At 53.3% G+C, this 18749-nt stretch carries 21 protein-coding genes; 17 read left to right on the top strand and 4 right to left on the bottom strand.

Annotation, left to right across the window (positions count from 1 at the left end; all coding sequences use genetic code 11):
• Positions 1 to 13: 13 nt before the first annotated feature.
• The 3 genes from UC14_RS13535 to UC14_RS13525 are packed head-to-tail and all read left to right on the top strand — an operon-like array spanning position 14 to position 2949.
• Positions 14 to 1282 carry a DUF1116 domain-containing protein gene (locus UC14_RS13535; RefSeq protein ID WP_013573651.1) on the top strand — a complete coding sequence of 423 codons (1269 nt, stop codon included), beginning with the start codon at positions 14 to 16 and terminating at the stop codon, positions 1280 to 1282.
• Complete coding sequence (locus tag UC14_RS13530) at positions 1279 to 2040, top strand: DUF2877 domain-containing protein (protein ID WP_013573652.1); 762 nt, start codon at positions 1279 to 1281, stop codon at positions 2038 to 2040. The genes UC14_RS13535 and UC14_RS13530 overlap by 4 nt, the downstream gene beginning before the upstream one ends.
• A 9-nt stretch (positions 2041 to 2049) precedes the next feature.
• A complete protein-coding gene (locus tag UC14_RS13525) occupies positions 2050 to 2949 on the top strand; it encodes a carbamate kinase (RefSeq protein WP_013573653.1) in 900 nt (299 codons plus the stop codon).
• A 31-nt stretch (positions 2950 to 2980) separates the two neighbouring features.
• On the opposite strand, the gene UC14_RS13520 is transcribed toward UC14_RS13525, so the two are convergent.
• Together UC14_RS13520 and UC14_RS13515 are read right to left on the bottom strand one after the other, a co-directional pair.
• Positions 2981 to 3226 (bottom strand): YheU family protein, encoded by a 246-nt coding sequence (locus UC14_RS13520; RefSeq protein ID WP_013573654.1) that lies wholly within the window; start codon positions 3224 to 3226, stop codon positions 2981 to 2983.
• Positions 3223 to 4218 carry a hydrolase gene (locus UC14_RS13515; protein ID WP_014411530.1) on the bottom strand — a complete coding sequence of 332 codons (996 nt, stop codon included), beginning with the start codon at positions 4216 to 4218 and terminating at the stop codon, positions 3223 to 3225. The genes UC14_RS13520 and UC14_RS13515 overlap by 4 nt, the downstream gene beginning before the upstream one ends.
• A gap of 100 nt (positions 4219 to 4318) precedes the next feature.
• Between UC14_RS13515 and UC14_RS13510 the strand changes: the two genes are divergently transcribed.
• Positions 4319 to 4921 carry a LysE family translocator gene (locus UC14_RS13510; protein WP_013573656.1) on the top strand — a complete coding sequence of 201 codons (603 nt, stop codon included), beginning with the start codon at positions 4319 to 4321 and terminating at the stop codon, positions 4919 to 4921.
• 60 nt (positions 4922 to 4981) lie between these two features.
• Here UC14_RS13510 and UC14_RS13505 read toward each other — a convergent pair whose 3' ends face one another.
• Complete coding sequence (locus UC14_RS13505) at positions 4982 to 6898, bottom strand: ABC transporter ATP-binding protein (RefSeq protein ID WP_013573657.1); 1917 nt, start codon at positions 6896 to 6898, stop codon at positions 4982 to 4984.
• A gap of 129 nt (positions 6899 to 7027) precedes the next feature.
• On the opposite strand from UC14_RS13505, the gene kefG reads away from it, so the two are divergent.
• The 4 genes from kefG to slyD all read left to right on the top strand — a co-directional run bounded on the left by kefG (position 7028) and on the right by slyD (position 10476).
• Entirely contained in the window at positions 7028 to 7582 is a 555-nt protein-coding gene (gene kefG, locus UC14_RS13500; RefSeq protein ID WP_112197872.1) for a glutathione-regulated potassium-efflux system ancillary protein KefG, read from the top strand.
• Positions 7582 to 9390 (top strand): glutathione-regulated potassium-efflux system protein KefB, encoded by a 1809-nt coding sequence (gene kefB, locus UC14_RS13495; RefSeq protein WP_013573659.1) that lies wholly within the window; start codon positions 7582 to 7584, stop codon positions 9388 to 9390. Before kefG ends, kefB begins: the two co-directional genes overlap by 1 nt.
• A gap of 78 nt (positions 9391 to 9468) precedes the next feature.
• Complete coding sequence (locus tag UC14_RS13490; protein WP_112197871.1) at positions 9469 to 9672, top strand: YheV family putative zinc ribbon protein; 204 nt, start codon at positions 9469 to 9471, stop codon at positions 9670 to 9672.
• A 198-nt stretch (positions 9673 to 9870) separates the two neighbouring features.
• Positions 9871 to 10476: a peptidylprolyl isomerase gene (gene slyD, locus UC14_RS13485; RefSeq protein WP_013573661.1), complete on the top strand. Its 606-nt coding sequence runs from the start codon at positions 9871 to 9873 to the stop codon at positions 10474 to 10476.
• 77 nt (positions 10477 to 10553) lie between these two features.
• Here slyD and UC14_RS13480 read toward each other — a convergent pair whose 3' ends face one another.
• Complete coding sequence (locus UC14_RS13480; protein WP_014411533.1) at positions 10554 to 10772, bottom strand: protein SlyX; 219 nt, start codon at positions 10770 to 10772, stop codon at positions 10554 to 10556.
• Between the two features lie 293 nt (positions 10773 to 11065).
• Here UC14_RS13480 and fkpA point away from each other — a divergent pair, with 293 nt between their 5' ends.
• The 9 genes from fkpA (at position 11066) to tuf (ending at position 18531) form a co-directional block, all read left to right on the top strand.
• Positions 11066 to 11920, top strand: coding sequence for an FKBP-type peptidyl-prolyl cis-trans isomerase (gene fkpA, locus UC14_RS13475; RefSeq protein WP_013573663.1), 855 nt, complete (start codon positions 11066 to 11068; stop codon positions 11918 to 11920).
• 264 nt (positions 11921 to 12184) lie between these two features.
• Positions 12185 to 12907, top strand: a complete 723-nt coding sequence (locus UC14_RS13470) for a transcriptional regulator (protein WP_013573664.1) — start codon at positions 12185 to 12187, stop codon at positions 12905 to 12907.
• Positions 12904 to 13296: a sulfurtransferase complex subunit TusD gene (tusD, locus tag UC14_RS13465; protein ID WP_013573665.1), complete on the top strand. Its 393-nt coding sequence runs from the start codon at positions 12904 to 12906 to the stop codon at positions 13294 to 13296. The genes UC14_RS13470 and tusD overlap by 4 nt, the downstream gene beginning before the upstream one ends.
• Before the next feature lie 22 nt (positions 13297 to 13318).
• Entirely contained in the window at positions 13319 to 13678 is a 360-nt protein-coding gene (gene tusC, locus UC14_RS13460; RefSeq protein WP_013573666.1) for a sulfurtransferase complex subunit TusC, read from the top strand.
• Positions 13679 to 13691: 13 nt separating this feature from the next.
• Positions 13692 to 13979: a sulfurtransferase complex subunit TusB gene (gene tusB, locus UC14_RS13455; protein ID WP_013573667.1), complete on the top strand. Its 288-nt coding sequence runs from the start codon at positions 13692 to 13694 to the stop codon at positions 13977 to 13979.
• 143 nt (positions 13980 to 14122) lie between these two features.
• Positions 14123 to 14497: a 30S ribosomal protein S12 gene (gene rpsL, locus UC14_RS13450; RefSeq protein ID WP_013573668.1), complete on the top strand. Its 375-nt coding sequence runs from the start codon at positions 14123 to 14125 to the stop codon at positions 14495 to 14497.
• Positions 14498 to 14593: 96 nt separating this feature from the next.
• A complete protein-coding gene (rpsG, locus tag UC14_RS13445) occupies positions 14594 to 15064 on the top strand; it encodes a 30S ribosomal protein S7 (protein WP_005969574.1) in 471 nt (156 codons plus the stop codon).
• 96 nt (positions 15065 to 15160) lie between these two features.
• Positions 15161 to 17275: an elongation factor G gene (fusA, locus tag UC14_RS13440; protein WP_013573669.1), complete on the top strand. Its 2115-nt coding sequence runs from the start codon at positions 15161 to 15163 to the stop codon at positions 17273 to 17275.
• Positions 17276 to 17346: 71 nt separating this feature from the next.
• The gene (gene tuf / locus UC14_RS13430) at positions 17347 to 18531 is read left to right on the top strand and encodes an elongation factor Tu (protein ID WP_013573670.1); all 1185 of its coding nucleotides are present in this window, start codon (positions 17347 to 17349) and stop codon (positions 18529 to 18531) included.
• Positions 18532 to 18749 lie beyond the last annotated feature (218 nt).

Below are 18749 nucleotides of genomic sequence, written 5' to 3'. Positions count from 1 at the left end.
AACGAGACATCTTATGAAAAATACCCTCGAACAGGCCAATACCGCCGTTATCGAACGCATTCGTCAGGCGCGCCCGCACTGGCTTGATGTTCAGCCCGCCCGTCAGGTGATCCCGGTGCTGAATCAGGGAAAAACCCTGCTGCATGCAGGCCCGCCTGTCTGCTGGGAAGACATGACCGGCCCGGTGCGCGGTGCCTGCATCGGCGCCTGTCTGTTTGAAGGCTGGGCGCAGGATGAACAACGTGCGTTGCAATTGCTGAATAGTGGCGAAATCCGGTTTGTGCCTTGTCATCACGTCAGTGCGGTCGGGCCGATGGGCGGTATCACGTCGGCGAACATGCCGGTGCTGGTGATCGGCAATCTCACTGACGGCAACCGTGCTTTCTGCAACATGAACGAAGGTATCGGCAAGGTGATGCGTTTCGGTGCCTATGGACCGGATGTTCAGATGCGTTTGCGCTGGATGCGCGACGTGCTGGCACCGGCACTGAGTGGCGCGTTGCATCGTCTCGAGCGCGGTATCGATTTAACGGCGATGATGGCGCAGGGCATTACGATGGGCGATGAATTCCATCAGCGCAATATCGCCACTTCGGCGTTACTGATGCGTTCGCTGGCACCGCAACTGGCGGCAGGCAATCTGGATAAAACCACGCTGACTGACGTTTTGCATTTTCTGAGTACGACCGATCAGTTCTTCCTCAATCTGGCGATGGCTTACTGCAAGGCGGCAATGGATGCCGGTGCGGCCATCGGCAAAGGCAGTATCGTCACCGCCATGACCCGCAACGGCAAAGAGTTTGGTATCCGCGTCAGCGGCCTCGGCGATCGCTGGTTTACCGCACCGGTGAATATGCCGCAGGGGTTGTTCTTCAGCGGCTACAGCCAGCAAGACGCCAACCCGGACATGGGCGACAGCGCCATCACGGAAACCTTTGGCGTCGGCGGCGCAGCGATGATTGCCGCGCCGGGCGTGACCCGTTTTGTCGGCGCAGGCGGGATGGACGCCGCCATCACCGTGTCTGAGGAAATGGCGGAAATCTTCCTCGAACGCAACATGATGCTGCAAATTCCCGGCTGGGATTTTCAGGGCGCCTGCCTCGGGCTGGATGTGCGGCGTGTGGTGGAAACCGGCATCACGCCGCTGATTAACACCGGCATTGCTCACCGCGAACCGGGGATTGGTCAGATTGGTGCAGGCACGGTACGTGCGCCGCTGGCCTGCTTCGAACAGGCGCTGGAGGCTCTGGCGGAACATCTCGGGGTGCATCCTCAGGTATGAATATTCCCGCACCGCTGGCGGTCAGCGCTCACGCACCGGTATGTCCCGGTGACTGGCTGGTCGTTGGTTTGTTTTCCCGCGCCATCAACCTGATCAATGAGCGGGGCGAATGGCTGACGCTGCATCGATACGGCAAAGGGTTGAGCCCGATGGGATGGCTGTTGCGGGCGCGGGATTTTGAAGGGCTACTCAGTCGTCTGACGTTGGGCGATGTGATGCGGGCGGGTGCTGAAAACCCGCCCGCGCGCAGACTGGATTTGCACGTAACACAAGGCTCGCGGCAGCTTTACGACTATGTGCACGGTTTTCTGACCGGATGCCCGCAGCTTACGGGGCTGTTCGGTGAGCTTCGTCAGGTTGTCCTTGAACCGCCCGGCGGAGAACTGGCGCATATTCAGCATCAGTTATTGCGGCAGTTGCAGGGGCATCGCGTTGACTGGCAGAACGTAGTGGGCAAAGGCGCGGGGCTGACACCGAGCCACGACGACACGCTGACCGGCATGTTGCTGGTGTGTGCGGCGCACGGGTTGCCGGTCGGTGACTTTTTTGATCATACACCGGACCTGCGCACGCTCACGTCATCGGTCAGTTGCGCCTATCTGCATCATGCGGTGAGAAGACAATTTTCCACCCCATTGCTGCATCTGATTCGTGCCCGGCGCGCAGAGCAGGTTCTGGCGCTGGGGCACACGTCGGGTGCCGATACGCTGCTTGGCGTCTGGCTGGCATTGACGCTTTTCAGGGAACACTTTCTTTAAGGAGGAAACATGGAAACTTTAGTGGTCGCACTGGGCGGTAATGCGCTTTTACAACGTGGCGAATGCCTGTCGGCTGAAAATCAGTATCGCAATATTGCGACGGTGGCCGGTGCGCTGGCGCGGCTGGCGACGCGCTACCGTCTGGCGATTGTTCACGGCAACGGACCCCAGGTCGGATTGTTGTCATTACAAAATCAGGCGTATACGGAGGTGCCCGCCTATCCGCTGGATATTCTGGTCGCAGAAACACAGGGCATGATCGGGTTTATGCTGGCGCAAATGCTCGGGCAGCAGACGGGCATGCCAGAGGTGTCCACCGTGCTGACGCGCATTGAAGTCGACAGCCGCGATCCGGCGTTTGCCTCTCCCGAAAAATTTATCGGGCCGGTGTACCCGCCGGGATCTCAGCAGGAACTGGAAAATCTGCATGGCTGGAAAATGAAAGCCGACGGGGCTTATTTGCGCCGCGTGGTGGCGTCACCCGTGCCTAAGCGGATTGTGGATATCGACGCTATTCAGCAATTGCTGGCGCGCGGGCACGTGGTGATTTGTAATGGCGGTGGCGGTATTCCGGTGTTTGAAGATGGCAACGGCGCGCAGGCGGTAATCGACAAGGATTTGTCGGCAGCGCTGCTGGCGCGTCAACTGAAGGCGCAAAAGCTGGTGATCCTGACCGATGCCGATGCGGTGTATGAACACTGGGGCACGCCGCAGCAACGGGCGATCCGTCGTGCGACGCCCGCGCAGCTCGCGCCTTTTGCGCAAAACGACGGTTCGATGGGCCCCAAAGTCGCGGCGGTCAGCGCGTTTGTGAATTACAGCGGCTATCCGGCCTATATCGGCGCGCTGGATCAGATCGAGGCGGTGCTGGCGGGAGACGCCGGAACCTGTATTTCGGCAACGGCGTAAGAAAACGGCTCCGCATCGACGGAGCCGTGAGTTACCAGTCCTGCGGGGTTTCTTCCTGCCCGGCGCGGAACTGACCACGCGGCATAATGTTCAGCGTTTCATGCAGTTCTGACCAGACCAGCACAACCTCGCCACTTTTCAGCTGACGTTTCACGTCATCGACTTTTTGTTCCAGCGATCGTTCCTGCTCGCCGTAATCGGTGCCTTCGCGCAATACGAAGGATTCCACCACGCTGGTGAGCAGTTCAGCGTCCAGTTCCTGCCAGGGAATAATCACTCTGTTGTTTCCTTAGTCTTATTTTCTAAATACGGGGCGATCCAGGCCGGAATGCGTTGCTCCAGCCACATCTGCGGATGACGTAAGCTGCCGGAAACAAACCCGACATGTCCGCCATGTTCTGTTAACTGATATTCCACGCAATCCGGTAAATCTTCTGCTTTCGGGATGACCTCCGGCGTCATAAACGGGTCGTCTTTGGCGTGGATAATCAGCAACGGCGTTCTGATCTGCGCCAGTAACGGCAGGCCGCTGCACCGGCGGTAATAATCCAGCGCGTCGGTAAATCCGTGTGCTTTTGAGGTGATGGCGTCGTCGAATTCACGAAGGTAACGCATGGCTTTTAGCTGCTCCAGCGTGACGGGCAATGTGCCCGGATATTTCGCCAGTTTGCGCGAGGCATTGCCTTTGAGCTGATCGAGCAGATAGCGCTGATAAATCCGTGATGAACCTTGTTCCAGCCGGTAAGCGCAAGGTTCCAGCATCAGCGGCGCGGAGACCACCACGGCGGCGCTCAGCGTACACGTTTCCCCTTCCTGCCCGAGATAACAGGCCAGCATATTGCCGCCGAGCGACACGCCCACCGCGCCGGTCGGGACTTCGCCATAAGTTTCATTGAGCCAGCGAATGAAAAAACGGGCGTCTTCGGTTTCACCGGAATGGTAAATACGCAGCAGTTTATTGGGTTCACCGCTGCATCCGCGAAAATGCATGACGACGCCGAGCCAGCCTTTGTCTTTCCAGGCCTGCAATAGACCGTGGGCATAAGGGCTGAAGAAACTGCCTTCCAGTCCGTGAAACAGGATCATGCGCGGTTTATGTCGCGCCTGTTCCGGGTCTTCAGTCCAGGCTAAATCCAGAAAATCCCCGTCCGGCGTATCCAGCCTTTGCCAGTGAGGTTTGAGTTTTGCGTGCCGCCGAACGAGCCGCGGTAACAGCGTCTGGATGTGAGGATTACTGGCTCCGCGCAGGGGGCGAAAGGATTCAAACATAAGATGAATAAATTTCTCTTAAGAGACTCTTGTGCGATCAATATCACGCTGTTAGCTTCAATGCTATCGCACATCTTTCGGGTCGGAGAACCCAAATTAAATGGAACCTGGTTTATTTTTCTCGATGCTTGGATTTTTATGGGTCGCCGCTATCACCCCTGGCCCGAACAATATGTTGTTAACCACGTCTGGCGCTAACTTCGGGTTCTTCCGCTCACTCTGGCTGATGGTCGGCATTATGCTTGGCATGCAAAGTATTTTGCTGCTGGTGGCGTTTGGGGTCGGCGGGCTCATCACGATTTATCCTGCGTTACATCTGTTCCTCAAAATCGCCGGTAGCCTGTATCTGCTGTGGCTGGCGTGGAAGATTGCGACATCTGCCTATGAAAAACTGGAAACCGGCGCACCGCCACCCAGGCCGATCCGCTTGTATCAGGGCTGGTTGCTGCAATTCCTCAACCCGAAAGCGTGGCTGATGGGGCTGGGCGCGGTCGCGAGCTTCAGTCTGGCCGGTGCCGCCTATAACCATTCTATTGCCGGTATCAGCCTCGGGATGTTCCTGGTCAATCTGGTGTCCGGGATCATCTGGCTTGGCTTCGGTACCGTAATTGGCCGCCTGCTGCGCAGCAGGCGTGCGTGGTACACCTTCAATATCGCGATGGGGATTCTGACCGCCGCCTGTGTGTTGCTGATCTGGCACTGATTTGCAGACAAAAGAAAGGCGCCGTCGTGGCGCCTTTCTCATTTCTTACCGAACGATCTTCTAGTCGAGATCAAAGGCCTTCGACATGTCTTCCAGTTGTTCCTGTGCATCGAGCCAGGTCATTTCGGTCTCTTCCAGCGCGCCTTTCACTTTGGTCTGCTGTTGCAGACATTCGGTGAGATCGGCTTTACGGCTGTTGTCGTAAATCGCGGAATCAGCCAGACGCTCTTCAATGGTCGCCAGTTCTGTACTTAGTTTTTCCATCTGCGCTTCAAGTTTGGTGATTTGCTTACGCAGCGGCTGGGTCTGATTGCGGAAATCGGCTTCGCGACGTTTCTGGTCTTTACGCGACTGCGCGCTGTTAACGCCGCCGTCTTTGGCCGGTGCGTCCTGCTGGCTTTCCTGACGCTGAATGTCCACCAGCCATTGCTGATAATCTTCCAGATCGCCGTCGAACTGTTCCACTTTGCCGCCGTGTACCAGATACAAATCGTCAGTGGTGGAGCGCAGTAAGTGGCGGTCATGCGACACGACAACCATCGCGCCCTCGAAGTCGATCAGCGCTTCGGTCAGCGCCTGACGCATATCGAGATCCAGGTGGTTGGTCGGTTCATCGAGCAACAGCAGGTTAGGGCGCTGCCAGACAATCAGTGCCAGCACCAGACGCGCTTTTTCACCGCCGGAGAATCGCCCGGTAGGATCCGTCACTTTATCGCCGTGGAAACCAAATCCGCCGAGATAATCGCGCAACTGCTGTTCGGTTTCTTTGTTCGCCAGGCGTACCAGATGTTGCAGCGGCGAATCTTCTGCGCGCAGGAACTCCAGCTGATGCTGCGCGAAGTAACCGAGTTTGACGCCTTTCGCCAGACCAATGTCACCGTGAAGCGGCGGCATGGTGCCAGCCAGCAGTTTGATCAGCGTGGACTTCCCGGCCCCGTTACGGCCGAGTAAGCCGATACGTGAACCCGGCACCAGATTCAGTTTGATCGACTCCAGAATCGTGGTGTCGCCATAACCGGCGCTGACTTTTTCCATCCGCAACAGCGGATCGGGCAAACTTTCCGGCGAGCGGAAGCTAAAATGAAAAGGATTGTCGACGTGCGCCGGGGCTATCAGCTCCATGCGTTCCAGCATTTTAATACGGCTTTGCGCCTGCTTGGCTTTGGTCGCCTGCGCACGGAAACGGTCAATATAACTTTGCAGATGCGCCACTTTCTCCTGCTGACTTTCAAACAATGCCTGCTGTTGCGACAGTTTGGTCGCACGCTGGCGTTCGAAAGACGAGTAGTTACCGGTGTATTCGTTCAGCGTCTGCTGTTCGATATGCAGTATTTTATCGATGATCGGATCGAGAAAGTCCCGGTCATGGGAAATCAGCACCAGCGTGCCAGTGTAGCTTTTCAGCCATTTCTCCAGCCAGATGACGGCGTCGAGATCCAGGTGGTTAGTCGGTTCATCGAGCAGCAGTAAATCAGAACGGCAAATCAGCGCCTGCGCAAGGTTGAGACGCATGCGCCAGCCGCCGGAGAACGATTTGACTGGCTGCTGCAACTGATTCTGAGTAAAGCCCAATCCGCTGAGCAGGCTCGCCGCGCGCGCCGGAATGGTCCAGGCGTTGATGGCGTCGAGTTTACCGTGCAGTGTGGCGATGGCGTGGCCGTCATCACGCTCGTTAGCGTGCTGCAATTGCGCTTCCAGTTGGCGAAATTCGCGGTCACCGTCGATAACATACTCTATCGCAGGCTGGTCCAGAGCGGGTGTTTCCTGATTGACCCAGGCCAGCGCCCAGTTGGACGGAAACGTCAGGTTGCCTGCATCGGCGCTCATTTCACCTTTAAGCAGCGAAATCAGGGTGGATTTACCGCAGCCATTTTTGCCCACCAGCCCGACTTTCTGGCCGGGATTGATGGTCGCAGACGCGTTGTCCAGCAGCACGTTAGTGCCGCGTCGGATTTGTAAGGAGGAGAAAACAATCATAAAGCGCCGTGTTGAGAGTATGTTAAATTGTCATGATAATGATTTAAACAAGACGTATCGCGTCCCATTTTGTCTTTGCGAAGCATGGTAACGGAAAAACCGCACCCTGACGACGCTTTGGAGGTATTGATGTCGCAGCCACCAAAGGTTTTGCTGCTGTACGCCCACCCGGAATCACCCGATTCAGTCGCCAACCGCGTTTTGTTACAGCAGGCACAGCAACTTGAGCATGTCACCGTGCATGATTTGTACGCCCACTATCCTGATTTTTTTATTGATATCCACCGCGAACAACAACTGCTGCGTGAACACAAAGTGATCGTCTTCCAGCATCCTCTTTATACCTACAGTTGCCCGGCTTTATTAAAGGAATGGATGGATCGCGTGCTGGCCCGGGGGTTTGCCAGCGGTGCTGGCGGGAATGCGCTAAACGGCAAATACTGGCGTTCGGTCGTTACCACCGGCGAGCCGGAAGGCGCTTACCGTGCGGGCGGTTATAACCGTTATCCGATGTCCGATATTATGCGTCCGTTCGAGCTGACGTCGGCGATGTGCCATATGCACTGGATGACGCCAATCGTTATTTACTGGGCGCGACGTCAGAAACCTGATGTGTTGCAGAGCCATGCCGAAGCGTACGGCGAATGGCTGCAATTCCCGTTGCCGCATGGGGGGATCGTCTGATGGACGTTTCAAGTATTCCTACGGCAATCCTGCTGTTTTTATTCGCTGCGGTGGTCGCCGTGCCTCTGGCGCAACGTTTAGGTATCGGCGCGGTACTCGGCTATTTGCTGGCGGGGATTGCCATCGGCCCGTGGGGCTTAGGTTTTATCCGTGACGTGGATGAGATCCTGCACTTCTCCGAACTGGGCGTGGTTTTCCTGATGTTTATCATCGGGCTGGAACTGAATCCCGGTAAGTTGTGGGCGCTGCGGCGGCAAATCTTTGGCGTCGGTGCCGGGCAGGTGATCCTGACCGCGCTGGTGCTTGGCGGTTTGTTGTATCTCACGAAGTTTTCCTGGCAGGCGGCGGTGATTGGCGGTATCGGGCTGGCGATGTCATCCACGGCGATGGCACTGCAACTGATGCGCGATAAAGGCATGACGCGTAACGAAGGCGGCCAGTTGGGTTTTGCCGTGCTGCTGTTCCAGGATATCGCGGTGATCCCGGCACTGGCGCTGATCCCGATTCTGGCGGGGGGCTCCGAAGGCAGCAATAACTGGGAAATGATCGGCCTGAAAGTGCTGGCCTTTGGCGGGATGTTGATTGGCGGACGCTATCTGCTGCGGCCGATTTTCCGGCTGATTGTGGCCTCCGGCGTGCGTGAAGTGTTTACCGCCGCCGCGTTGCTGGTGGTGCTCGGCTCGGCGCTGTTTATGGATACGCTGGGCTTTTCGATGGCACTCGGGACATTCATCGCCGGGATTTTACTGGCTGAAAGTGAATATCAGCACGAACTGGAAATCGCTATTGAGCCATTTAAGGGTTTACTGCTCGGGCTGTTCTTTATTTCTGTCGGCATGGCGCTGAATCTGGGCGTGCTTTACACCCACATTTTGCTGGTGCTGGCGGGCGTGATTGTTCTGGTGACTGTCAAAGGTGCCTTGTTGTACGGGCTGTCCCGTGTATTTGGCTTGCGTACTTCGGTCCGGCTGCAATTTTCCGCCGTGCTCAGTCAGGGCGGTGAATTTGCTTTCGTGCTGTTCTCGGCGGCGGGCGCGCAGAAAGTGATTTCTTCGTCGCAGCTTTCGCTGTTGCTGGTGGTGGTGACGTTATCAATGATGACCACGCCGCTGCTGATGCAGTGGGTTGACCGGATTTTGGTGCGACGCTACAACGACGGCGAAGAAAGCGACGAAAAGCATTTTGTTCAGGATGATGAGCCGCAGGTGATTATTGTCGGGTTCGGGCGCTTCGGGCAGGTGATCGGACGTTTGCTGATGGCGAACAAAATGCGCATTACGGTGCTGGAGCGTGATATCAGCGCCGTCGGGTTGATGCGGACTTACGGCTACAAAGTCTATTACGGCGATGCAACCGAACTGGAGTTACTCAGGGCGTCCGGCGCGGAAAAGGCAAAGTCGATCGTTATTACCTCCAATGAGCCGGAAGATACGATGGCTATCGTGCATTTATGCCAGCAGCATTTTCCCCATCTGAATATTCTGGCGCGTGCCCGTGGCCGTGTGGAAGCGCATGAGCTTTTGCAGGCCGGCGTAGTGAATTTTTCCCGCGAGACGTTTTCTAGTGCGCTGGAGCTTGGGAAGAAAGCACTCGTGACGCTGGGCATGCATCCGCACAGTGCGTATCGCGCGCAGCAACATTTTCGTCGGCTCGACATGCGGATGTTGCGTGAACTGGTGCCGCAAAACCGCGGCGACGTTGCGCAGATTTCCCGCGTGAAAGAGGCCCGGCGAGAGCTGGAAGACATCTTTCAGAGTGAAATGCATAACGAACGTCGCCAGCTTGATGGCTGGGACGATGACGAATAGCCCGGTAGCAGAAAAATAATTTCGGTGGTTGATCGAAAACTGACCGGACGCAATATCGGAAATTTCAGGAGAAGTAACATGGCTACAACCCGTAAACGGTTCATCGCTGGTGCGGTGTGTCCGAAATGTAAGGCGATGGATACACTGGCTTTATGGCAGGAAGATAAGGTTGAAGTGGTGGAGTGTGTCAAGTGCGGACACCATCAGCGTCAGACTGACGCGCAGGTCAGCAAGAAGCTTCGCCCGGAAGAGCAGGTGATTGGTATTTTCGATCCGAAGTAGCGTTATGGCTCGTGTTTTTTTATGCTGGTAGTACAGAGACGCGGATTTCCGCTACACTCTTCGCCAAATTTATCCGATCGCGCTTTTCAGGATGATCTCATCGAAAAGTGGCCGTCACTGAATTAGCCTTAAGCGAAGTTGCGTGCGTTATGCAACGCCCGCAGACAAAAAATTGAGTTTCCAACGGTAGGAGTTATCATGAAAGTAGCAAAAGACCTGGTCGTCAGCGTGGCATATCAGGTACGTACAGAAGACGGTGTGTTGGTTGATGAATCTCCGGTGAGCGCACCGTTGGATTACCTGCACGGCCATGGTTCCCTGATCTCCGGTCTGGAAACTGCACTTGATGGTCATGCAATTGGTGACGTATTTGACGTACATGTTGGCGCGAACGATGCTTACGGCAACTACGACGACAACCTGGTTCAGCGCGTGCCTAAAGACGTGTTCATGGGTGTTGATGAGCTGGAAGTCGGTATGCGTTTCCTGGCTGATACCGATCAGGGCCCGGTTCCTGTCGAAATCACTGAAGTTGATGGCGACCACGTTGTGGTTGATGGCAACCACATGCTGGCTGGCCAGAACCTGAACTTCCACGTTGAAGTGGTGGCAATCCGTGAAGCGACCGAAGAAGAACTGGCTCATGGCCACGTTCATGGCGAACACGGCCACGATCATGGTCACGACCATGAACACGGTGACGGTTGCTGCGGTGGTCACGGCCACGACCATGATCACGACCACGGTCATGATCACGGCAAAAAAGGCGGTTGCGGCGGTAACGGCGGCTGCGGTTGTCATTAATCGCCCGCACAGTGATATAACAGTGATATAAACGAAAGGCGCCGCAAGGGCGCCTTTTTGTTGCGTCGCAATCCGTATCAATAATGCGGTGGCGGCGTTTCTTCCGACTGATCGGCAATCATTGATGGCTGGCTGGCACGCAGTTTGTCTGTCAGCAGGCGCAGGTGATCGTGCAGTCTGCTCATTTCCAACTGATGCTGTGTGACAATCATGTTCAGCTCTTCAATGGTAATTTCCTGAAAAGCCAGTTTGTTTTCCAGCATCTCCAGACGTTGTTCAATGGTATTTGAGTTCATCATCATTACCTCACTGTATGGCTCGTGTTGATCATGTTGTGCACTGACCTGAACCTCATCCTGTATTGTAGACCGGCGATTCTACCCGTAAAGCCGCAGGATTACCTGACCTCCCTGACGCTTTATCCGTATATCCCGATCGTGTGACGAAACTTATTGATGTAAAAAAGGTCGGAATAAGACGCTAATGGCGTGTATAGAGATTGTTTTGTCGTGAGACGGACAGTTATAGTAACCGCCGAACTTTCGTAATTATTACCAGAGGTCACAGATTTCTGGTCCTGGAGAAATGGATGAAATCACTGTTTAAAGTAACTCTGCTGGCAACCACCATGGCTATCGCCCTGAATGCCACTCAGGTTATGGCTGCTGAAGCCACAGCACCGGCCGCTGCTGCAACTGCGCCAGCCGCTGCCCCTGCTGCAACTGCTCCGGCAGCAACAGATACGGCCAAATTCAAAAGTGATGATGAGCAGGCTGCGTATGCTCTGGGTGCATCGCTGGGTCGCTACATGGACAACTCCCTGAAAGAGCAAGAAAAGCTGGGCATCAAACTGGATAAAGACCAGTTGATCGCCGGTGTTCAGGACGCGTTCGCGAACAAAAGCAAACTGTCTGATCAGGAAATCGAGCAGACTCTGCAAACCTTCGAAGGCCGTGTGAAAGCATCAGCACAGGCTAAGATGGAGCAGGACGCGAAAGCTAACGCTGACAAAGGCGACAAATTCCGTGCTGATTTCACCAAAGAAAAAGGCGTGAAGAAAACTGAGTCAGGTCTGTTGTATCAGGTTGAAAAACCAGGTGCCGGCGCAGCGCCTAAAGACAGCGATACCGTTGTCGTTAACTACAAAGGTACCCTGACCGACGGTACAGAGTTTGATAATTCTTATACCCGCGGTGAGCCGCTGTCCTTCCGTCTTGACGGTGTAATTCCTGGCTGGACTGAAGGCCTGAAACACATCAAGAAAGGCGGCAAAATCAAGCTGGTCATCCCACCGGCACTGGCCTACGGTAAAACTGGCGTTCCGGGGATCCCGGCTAACTCCACTCTGGTGTTCGATGTTGAACTGCTGGATGTGAAAGCGGCACCTAAGGCTGACCCGAAAGCAGCTGAAAAACCTGCTGAAGCAGCACCAAAAGCAAACTGAGTTGCTGCTGAGTCGTTGCAGAAAACCGTCGCTAAATGCGGCGGTTTTTTTTCGCCTCTCACTTTTCTTGCCGCCTGTCCTTCATTTTATTGAGGTTACTCTATGATGATAACTTGACGCTTTTGTTTCCCCGGCATAACGTCACAGATCCATATAATCGTAAGGCCGTTTTTTCTGTGTCTTTGATACAGTAACGACCGTGGAATGATGAATAATGCGTCCTGACTCCCGTTGGAAGGCGCGATAGAGAGGGTGGTAGCTTCGATGTCTAATTCGCTTATAACTGGCGAAACCGGTGAACTGGATTTGCTGGACCAACGTCCGTTCAGCCAGGTCGATCATGAGATTTTGTCTTCATACGAGGCCGTGGTGGACGGGCTTGCGATGCTGATCGGTGAGCATTGCGAAATTGTTCTGCATTCACTGGAAGACCTGAAATGTTCAGCGGTCCGTATTGCTAATGGTGAGCATACTGGTCGTAAAATCGGCTCGCCAATTACGGATTTAGCGCTGCGCATGTTGCATGACATGACCGGTGCGGACAGTAATGTGTCCAAAGCTTATTTCACCCGCGCGAAAAGTGGTGTGCTGATGAAGTCAGTCACCATCGCTATTCGCAACCGTGAGCAACGCGTGATTGGCTTGCTGTGCATCAACATGAATCTTGACGTACCTTTCTCGCAAATCATTCAGACCTTTATGCCGCCTGAGACGCAGGAAGTGGCATCGTCCGTGAACTTCGCGTCATCCGTAGATGATCTGGTGGCTCAGACGCTGGAATTCACCATTGAAGAAGTCAACGCTGACCGCAACGTATCTAACAATGCGAAGAACCGTCAGGTGGTTCTGAATCTTTATGAAAAGGGTATTTTTGATATCAAAGACGCGATTAATCAGGTTGCGGATCGCCTCAACATTTCTAAGCACACGGTCTACCTGTATATCCGCCAGTTTAAAAGCGGTGATCTGGTGGGGAACGAACGTTGAAACTGCGTTACTGCCTGCTGGTCACCGGCCCTGCATACGGCACTCAGCAAGCCAGTGCCGCGTATCAGTTTGCACTGGCGCTGATCGCCAGCGGTCATCATCTCGACAGCGTGTTTTTTTATCGTGAAGGTGTGCTCAATGGTAATTTGCTTTCCGCGCCGGCATCCGATGAATTCGATTTAGTCCGATCCTGGCAGCGCATGGCGGCAGATTACCAGGTGGCACTCAATGTGTGCGTAGCTGCCGCATTACGCCGCGGTGTGATAGATGAAACAGAAGCCCATAATCAGGGGCACGGGCAGACTAACTTGCAGCCGGGTTTTACCCTGACCGGACTGGGCAGTCTGGCTGAAGCTTCGTTGACCTGTGATCGTCTGGTGCAGTTCTGATGTGTGAATGCAGGGAGCAATAATGAAGAAGATCGCGTTTGTATTCACCCAGGGTCCGCACGGTACGTCTGCAGGACGGGAAGGGCTGGATGCGTTGCTGGCAACGTCAGCGCTGACCGAAGATATTGGTGTATTTTTCATAGCTGATGGTGTTTTCCAGTTAATGCCAGCGCAGCAGCCGGAAAAAATTTTGGCGCGTAATTATATTGCCACGTTCGGCGTGTTATCTCTTTACGATGTCGATCAGTGTTTCGTTTGTGAAGAGTCATTAAAGACACGGGGCCTGTCGGCTGGCCATGAATGGGTTCTGGATGTTGAGCCGTTGCCCGTGACTGAAATTCGCCAGCGACTGGCCGAATATGATGTGGTAATGACGTTTTAAATCAGGAAACTCCATGCTTTTTACTCTTGCCAATTCCCCGCAACATTGTGATTTTTCATTGCTTATTCACATGATCGCCCAGGACGATGCGCTTCTGCTGATGCAGGATGGCGTGCTGGCTGCACTTGATGGCAGTGAGGCATGCAACCTGATGAGTCAGCATGTGCAGTCCATTTATGTTTTAAGCGAAGATTTGGCGGCTCGTGGTCTGGTTGGTCAAATTTCACACAGAATCACATTGATCGACTATACTGGTTTCGTCGCGCTGACTGAGAAACATACCCAGCAAACAGCATGGTGAAACAACGATGTGCTGTATATTTCTTGACACCCTCTTAGGTCAGCCCTAAAATTCTGCGTCCCCATATTAGCTAATGCTTTTTATGGGGCGATTTATCACGCGTTTACAAAGTAGTTTATGAACCAAAATCCAGGAGCTTTTTAATGGCAACAATTAATCAGCTGGTACGCAAACCACGCTCTACGAAGGTTGCTAAAAGCAACGTTCCAGCGCTGGAAGCTTGCCCGCAGAAACGTGGCGTATGTACTCGTGTATATACCACCACTCCTAAAAAACCAAACTCCGCACTGCGTAAAGTCTGCCGTGTGCGTTTGACTAACGGTTTTGAAGTTACCTCCTACATCGGCGGTGAAGGTCACAACCTGCAGGAACACTCCGTGATCCTGATCCGTGGCGGTCGTGTAAAAGACTTGCCAGGTGTGCGTTATCACACCGTCCGTGGCGCACTGGACTGTTCAGGCGTTAAGGATCGTAAGCAATCTCGTTCTAAATACGGCGTTAAAAAGCCGAAGTCTTAATGGTTCTCCGTTAAGTAAGGCCAAACATTTTCACTTTACTGTCAAAATAAACTCTTAGAGTTTTGGACAATCCTGAATTAACAACGGAGTATTTCCATGCCACGTCGTCGCGTCATTGGTCAACGTAAAATCCTGCCAGATCCTAAGTTCGGATCCGAACTGCTGGCAAAATTCGTCAACATTCTGATGGTAGATGGTAAAAAATCTACTGCAGAAGCAATCGTCTACACTGCTCTTGAGACCCTGGCTCAACGTAGCGGTAAAGGCCACCTGGAAGCTTTCGAAGTCGCACTGGACAACGTTCGTCCGACTGTCGAAGTTAAGTCCCGCCGCGTAGGTGGTTCTACTTATCAGGTTCCAGTTGAAGTCCGTCCGGTTCGTCGTAATGCTCTGGCAATGCGTTGGATCGTTGAAGCTGCTCGTAAACGCGGTGATAAATCCATGGCTCTCCGCCTGGCGAACGAACTTTCTGATGCTGCAGAGAACAAAGGTACTGCAGTTAAGAAACGTGAAGACGTTCACCGTATGGCTGAAGCCAACAAGGCGTTCGCCCACTACCGCTGGTAATCACTTAGCAGTAGTTATGCTAACCAAGCGGGCGCTTCAAGAAGCCAACCCGCTTGGGTTAACTGAACTTGAACGTCCTAGTTATAGAGGAATCAAATGGCTCGTAAAACACCCATTGAGCGCTACCGTAACATTGGTATCAGTGCTCACATCGACGCCGGTAAGACAACCACTACCGAACGTGTTCTGTTCTACACCGGTGTAAACCACAAAATCGGTGAAGTTCATGATGGCGCAGCCACCATGGACTGGATGGAGCAGGAACAGGAACGTGGTATTACCATCACGTCCGCTGCCACCACCTGTTTCTGGTCTGGTATGGCTAAGCAGTTCGAACCACACCACATCAACATCATTGACACCCCAGGGCACGTTGACTTCACCATCGAAGTAGAACGTTCCATGCGTGTTCTTGATGGCGCGGTAATGGTTTACTGTGCTGTTGGCGGTGTTCAGCCACAGTCTGAGACCGTATGGCGTCAGGCAAACAAATATAAAGTTCCTCGTATCGCGTTCGTTAACAAAATGGACCGTATGGGTGCTAACTTCCTGAAGGTTGTTGACCAGATTGAAAAACGTCTGGGCGCAACTCCGGTGCCACTGCAACTGGCAATCGGCGCGGAAGAGAAATTCACCGGTGTTGTTGACCTGGTGAAGATGAAAGCTATCAACTGGAACGAAGCTGATCAGGGCGTTACCTTCGAATACGAAGAAATCCCTGCCAACATGCAAGAACTGGCTGAAGAATGGCGTCAGAAACTGGTTGAAGCCGCTGCTGAAGGCTCTGATGAGCTGATGGAGAAATTCTTTGGTGGCGAAGAGCTGACTGAAGAAGAGATCAAAACTTCTCTGCGTAAGCGCGTTCTGAACAACGAAATCATCCTGGTTACCTGTGGTTCTGCGTTTAAAAACAAAGGCGTACAGGCAATGCTGGATGCTGTTGTTGAGTATCTGCCAGCACCAACTGACGTTGAAGCTATCAACGGCCTGTTGGACGACGGTAAAGACACTCCGGCAGTTCGCCATTCTGACGATTCAGAGCCGTTCTCTGCTCTGGCGTTCAAAATCGCTACTGACCCATTCGTGGGTAACTTGACGTTCTTCCGTGTTTATTCCGGTCTCGTCAATTCAGGTGACACTGTATTTAACCCAGTGAAATCTCAGCGTGAACGTCTGGGTCGTATCGTTCAGATGCACGCTAACAAGCGTGAAGAAATCAAAGAAGTTCGTGCGGGCGATATCGCTGCTGCGATCGGTCTGAAAGACGTGACTACAGGTGATACCCTGTGTGATCCGGATAACGTGATTATCCTGGAACGCATGGAATTCCCTGAGCCGGTAATCTCCGTTGCGGTAGAACCAAAAACCAAAGCTGACCAGGAAAAAATGGGTCTGGCTCTGGGCCGTCTGGCAAAAGAAGACCCATCATTCCGCGTTTGGACTGATGAAGAGTCTGGCCAGACAATCATCGCAGGTATGGGTGAACTTCACCTGGATATCCTGGTTGACCGTATGCGTCGTGAATTTAACGTTGAAGCTAACGTCGGTAAGCCGCAGGTTGCATACCGTGAAGCTATCCGCGCTAAAGTTACCGATGTTGAAGGTAAACACGCTAAGCAGTCTGGTGGTCGCGGTCAGTATGGTCACGTTGTGATCGACATGTACCCATTAGAACCTGGCACAAATCCGAAAGGGTATGAGTTTGTCAACGAAATCAAAGGTGGTGTAATTCCTGGTGAATTCATCGGCGCGATTGACAAAGGCATCCAGGAACAGCTGAAGTCTGGTCCACTGGCCGGTTACCCGGTAGTCGATCTGGGCGTGCGTCTGCACTTCGGTTCTTACCATGACGTTGACTCCTCCGAGCTGGCGTTTAAACTGGCCGCTTCTATTGCCTTTAAAGATGGCTTTAAGAAAGCGAAACCAGTCCTGCTTGAGCCGATCATGAAGGTTGAAGTAGAGACTCCGGAAGAGAACACTGGTGACGTCATCGGTGACCTTAGCCGCCGTCGTGGTATGCTGAAAGGCCAAGAATCTAACGCTACTGGCGTTGTGATTCATGCTGAAGTTCCGCTTTCCGAAATGTTCGGTTATGCAACTCAGCTGCGTTCACTGACCAAAGGCCGTGCATCTTACTCCATGGAATTCCTGAAGTACGATGATGCGCCGAATAACGTGGCCCTGGCCGTTATTGAAGCTCGTGGCAAATAAGCCACTGGTTTAAACACAATGATCCCGTGCTCTCTCTTTGAAGGGAGAGCACAAGAGTAAGGAATATAGCCGTGTCTAAAGAAAAATTTGAACGTAACAAACCGCACGTTAACGTTGGTACTATCGGCCACGTTGACCACGGTAAAACTACCCTGACTGCAGCAATCACTACCGTTCTGGCTAAAACCTACGGCGGTTCTGCACGCGCATTCGACCAGATCGATAACGCACCAGAAGAAAAAGCTCGTGGTATCACCATCAACACTTCTCACGTTGAATATGACACCCCGACTCGTCACTACGCGCACGTTGACTGCCCAGGGCACGCCGACTACGTGAAAAACATGATCACCGGTGCTGCACAGATGGACGGCGCTATCCTGGTTGTTGCTGCAACTGACGGCCCTATGCCTCAGACTCGTGAGCACATCCTGCTGGGTCGCCAGGTTGGCGTTCCATACATGATCGTGTTCATGAACAAATGCGACATGGTAGATGACGAAGAGCTGCTGGAACTGGTAGAAATGGAAGTTCGTGAACTTCTGTCTGCTTACGAATTCCCAGGCGACGACATCCCGGTCATCAAAGGTTCAGCGCTGAAAGCACTGGAAGGCGATGCTACTTGGGAAGCGAAAATCATCGAACTGGCAGAAGCACTGGACAGCTACATTCCATTGCCAGAGCGTGCTATCGATAAGCCATTCCTGCTGCCAATCGAAGACGTATTCTCCATCTCCGGACGTGGTACAGTTGTTACCGGTCGTGTAGAGCGTGGTATCGTTAAAGTGGGCGAAGAAGTTGAAATCGTCGGTATCAAGGACACTGTTAAGTCTACTTGTACTGGCGTTGAAATGTTCCGCAAACTGCTGGACGAAGGCCGTGCTGGTGAGAACGTTGGTGTTCTGCTGCGTGGTATCAAACGTGAAGATATCGAACGTGGTCAGGTTCTGGCTAAACCAGGTTCAATCAAACCACACACCAAGTTTGATTCCGAAGTGTACATCCTGAGCAAAGATGAAGGTGGTCGTCATACTCCATTCTTCAAAGGCTACCGTCCACAGTTCTACTTCCGTACAACTGACGTGACCGGTACTATCGAACTGCCAGAAGGCGTTGAGATGGTTATGCCTGGTGACAACGTGAACATGGTTGTTACCCTGATCCACCCAATCGCGATGGATGATGGTCTGCGTTTCGCAATCCGTGAAGGCGGCCGTACTGTTGGTGCTGGTGTTGTTGCTAAAGTTATCGCTTAATCGCTGATAGTTTTTTGTCACTATTCGTTGACGTAATACACACTAAAAGGGCATCATTCGATGCCCTTTTTTCTACGCTGTGGCGCTAGAACCTATCTCATCAGCGATTTATACGTCATAATCACTGGTGAGATAGGCTCTGAGATATAGCGTAAAACACCGAATTGCGCTCAAGTAGAGCATCGATCGGTTTGGTTTGCCTCGCAATGCGAGGCAAA

It is taken from the genome of Rahnella sp. NRRL B-41462 (assembly GCF_003263525.1).
Taxonomy (GTDB): Bacteria; Pseudomonadota; Gammaproteobacteria; order Enterobacterales; family Enterobacteriaceae; genus Rahnella; species Rahnella aceris.
Note: the sequence above shows the minus strand (reverse complement) of the source record. Positions and strands in the feature narration are given on the sequence as shown.